The organism is Acinetobacter sp. YH01020 (genome assembly GCF_013420275.1).
Lineage (GTDB): Bacteria > Pseudomonadota > Gammaproteobacteria > Pseudomonadales > Moraxellaceae > Acinetobacter > Acinetobacter amyesii.
The window spans coordinates 1-3,475 of sequence record NZ_VOYN01000100.1 but is presented as its reverse complement, the minus strand read 5'-3'; the positions used below and the strand labels follow the sequence as shown (position 1 = coordinate 3,475).

Annotated in this window: 4 protein-coding genes and 1 pseudogene; all 5 read left to right on the top strand. The window is 45.7% G+C overall.

Annotated features, from left to right (window positions below; all coding sequences use genetic code 11):
* Positions 1–132: pseudogene (locus FTT85_RS18120) on the top strand (IS6 family transposase); the annotation flags it as partial.
* Positions 133–204: 72 nt separating this feature from the next.
* Positions 205–798, top strand: a complete 594-nt coding sequence (locus tag FTT85_RS18115) for a tyrosine-type recombinase/integrase (protein ID WP_205779272.1) — start codon at positions 205–207, stop codon at positions 796–798.
* A 189-nt stretch (positions 799–987) separates the two neighbouring features.
* Positions 988–2,154, top strand: a complete 1,167-nt coding sequence (locus FTT85_RS18110) for a tetracycline-inactivating monooxygenase Tet(X3) (RefSeq protein WP_024160783.1) — start codon at positions 988–990, stop codon at positions 2,152–2,154.
* Between the two features lie 148 nt (positions 2,155–2,302).
* Positions 2,303–3,040: a recombinase family protein gene (locus FTT85_RS18105; protein ID WP_001366550.1), complete on the top strand. Its 738-nt coding sequence runs from the start codon at positions 2,303–2,305 to the stop codon at positions 3,038–3,040.
* Positions 3,037–3,261: a hypothetical protein gene (locus FTT85_RS18100; RefSeq protein WP_000743213.1), complete on the top strand. Its 225-nt coding sequence runs from the start codon at positions 3,037–3,039 to the stop codon at positions 3,259–3,261. The genes FTT85_RS18105 and FTT85_RS18100 overlap by 4 nt, the downstream gene beginning before the upstream one ends.
* Positions 3,262–3,475 lie beyond the last annotated feature (214 nt).

Below are 3,475 nucleotides of genomic sequence, written 5' to 3'. Positions count from 1 at the left end.
ATGAAGACGGCTTACGCCACCATCAAAGGTATTGAGGTGATGCGTGCACTACGCAAAGGCCAGGCCTCAGCATTTTATTATGGTGATCCCCTGGGCGAAATGCGCCTGGTAAGCAGAGTTTTTGAAATGTAAGGCCTTTGAATAAGACAAAAGGCTGCCTCATCGCTAACTTTGCAACAGTGCCAGTTTTATTACGAACGTGTTTTGGGTGGACAACGGAAAACATATTTCATCGAAAGACCAAAAAAAGAAAAAACACTTCCTGTTGTGATGAGTGAAGAAGAAACCATTCGGGTACTACGCGCTATTGAAAACGTGAAACACAAGGCTATTCTGATGACTATTTATTCGGCAGGTTTGCGCATTTCTGAATGTATAAACCTGAAAATAAAAGACATTGACTCCAAGCGCATGCAAATTCGTATAGAACAGTCAAAAGGAAAAAGAGATCGTTATACCATTTTATCTGAGAAAACATTAATTATTTTAAGAACATACTTTATGGAATATAAACCAAAAGATTATTTATTTGAAGGTCAAAAAGGTGGCGCATACTCAAGCCGAAGTATTCAAAACATTTTTAAAGCAGCTGTTTTAAAAGCAAAGATTCAAAAGGAAGTTACTGTACATACCTTACGACATAGCTTTGCAACGCATTTGCTTGAGAATGGTACGAGTTTACGTTATATTCAATCGTTGTTAGGTCATTCAAGCAGTAAAACAACTGAGGTTTATACACATATTACCACCAAGGGAATGGAACAATTAAAAAGTCCGATGGATTTGTTAGATATATAGAAAGGATTTGTATATTTGAGCAAAACTTAACAAAAAGCACTATGAATATAAATCCTTTTGAGAGAGTAGAAACGAACGGTAAACGGTTGAAAACGGATTTGTCACTGATAATGAAAGGTTTAGCAAAATAAGATATAGTGGATATATACGCCATTTGGCGTATAGCCACTTGTTATGTGCCATTTTTGAATGACAATGCGAATAGATACGGACAAACAAATGAATTTACTTAGTGATAAGAACGTTGCAATAATTGGTGGTGGACCCGTTGGACTGACTATGGCAAAATTATTACAGCAAAACGGCATAGACGTTTCAGTTTACGAAAGAGACAACGACCGAGAGGCAAGAATTTTTGGTGGAACCCTTGACCTACACAAAGGTTCAGGTCAGGAAGCAATGAAAAAAGCGGGATTGTTACAAACTTATTATGACTTAGCCTTACCAATGGGTGTAAATATTGCTGATGAAAAAGGCAATATTTTATCCACAAAAAATGTAAAGCCCGAAAATCGATTTGACAATCCTGAAATAAACAGAAATGACTTAAGGGCTATCTTGTTGAATAGTTTAGAAAACGACACGGTTATTTGGGATAGAAAACTTGTTATGCTTGAACCTGGTAAGAAGAAGTGGACACTAACTTTTGAGAATAAACCGAGTGAAACAGCAGATTTGGTTATTCTTGCCAATGGTGGAATGTCGAAAATAAGGAGCTTTGTTACCGACACGCAAGTTGAAGAAACCGGTACTTTCAACATCCAAGCTGATATTCTTCAACCGGAAATAAACTGTCCCGGATTTTTTCAGCTATGCAACGGCAACCGATTAATGGCGGGACATCAGGGCATTTTATTGTTTGCCAATCCCAATAATAATGGTGCATTGTATTTAGGAATTAGTTTTAAAACGCCCGATGAATGGAAAAATAAAATTCCCTTAGATTTTCAGGACAGAAACAGCGTTGCCGATTTTTTATTGAAAAGATTTTCCAAATGGAGTGAAGTTTACAAACAATTAATACGTTCGGTATCAACATTTCAATGCTTGCCCACAAGGAAATTTCCTTTGAACAATGATTGGAAAAGTAACCGTCCATTACCCATAACAATGATTGGCGATGCTGCTCATTTGATGTCGCCTTTTGCAGGACAGGGTGTAAATACGGGATTATTGGATGCTTTGATATTGTCTGAAAACCTTACAAACGGAGAATTTACAAGTATTGAAAATGCCATCGAAAACTACGAACAACAAATGTTTGTTTATGCAAAAGATACGCAGGACGAATCGACAGAAAACGAAACCGAAATGTTTAGTCCCAATTTTTCGTTTCAAAAATTATTGAATCTATAAACAGTAAGAAAAAACGGCTACTAACAAGCAGTTTTGCAATAGTGGGGCAGAAGTGCAAAATTGAACTTGTGTGCTTCTATCAACTTTTGTACATTAGCTGCCAGTTTAAGATGGGTGCATTTGAGTATGCCCAAAGGAGCCCGCAAGTATGCGCAGGACGAAGCCAGTAGCCGCGCCGATGGTGGCGCGGGTCTATCTGCGCGTCAGCACCGACGCGCAGGACTTGGAACGCCAAGAGGCGATCACTACGGCCGCGAAGGCCGCCGGCTACTACGTCGCCGGCATCTACCGTGAGAAGGCATCCGGCGCACGCGCCGACCGGCCTGAGCTGCTGCGCATGATCGGCGACCTACAGCCCGGCGAGGTGGTCATTGCCGAGAAGATCGACCGCATCAGCCGCCTACCTTTGCCCGAGGCCGAGCGCCTGGTGGCCTCGATACAGGCCAAAGGCGCACGCCTGGCCGTCCCTGGCGTGGTCGATCTATCCGACCTGGCGGCCGAGGCCCAGGGCGTCGCCAAGATCGTGCTGGAAGCCGTGCAGATCATGCTTTTTCGCCTGGCCTTGCAGATGGCCCGCGACGACTACGAGGACAGGCGCGAACGCCAGCGCCAAGGCATTGAGTTGGCCCGCCAGGCCGGGCGGTACAAGGGCCGCCGTGCTGATCCGAAGCGCCGCGCCCAAGTTGTCGCGCTGCGCAAGTCCGGCTACAGCATCAACAAGACCGCCGAGCTGGCCGGGTACAGTGCGGCCCAGGTGAAACGGATATGGGCCGAGGTCAGCCAGGCCGAAGCGAAGCAGCACGGCGCGTTCGTGGAGGACGCATTGACGGAAGCCGATGCCCTGGCCGCTGTCGGCCAGGATGAGCGCCAGGAGGAAAGGGCATGAAGAAGCCGAACCAAGACGACGAGCCGTTTTTCATCACCGAGGAGATTGCGGCCGAAATGATCGCCGGCGGCTATGAGTTCGAGCTGCCGCCCATTCCTTGCACCATCCGCCTACGCGACGTGCTGGAGCGCATGACCGATGCTGAGCTAGCATTGCAGCCGGGCGAGATCGCCGACCAGGAGCGTGAACGCTGCCGGCGCAAGCCGTGTTCAACCTCATGATCTGGTCATGGTATTTTTCATGGCACTGAGCCTGATAGTTCTTGCAAATTGTTGTCACTAAAGGGTTTTGTGTGCTTGTTTACAATCGAGTGGGAGTGACGGGCACTGGCTGGCAATGTCTAGCAACGGCAGGCATTTCGGCTGAGGGTAAAAGAACTTTCCGCTAAGCGATAGACTGTATGTAAACACAGTATTGCAAGGACGCGGAACATGC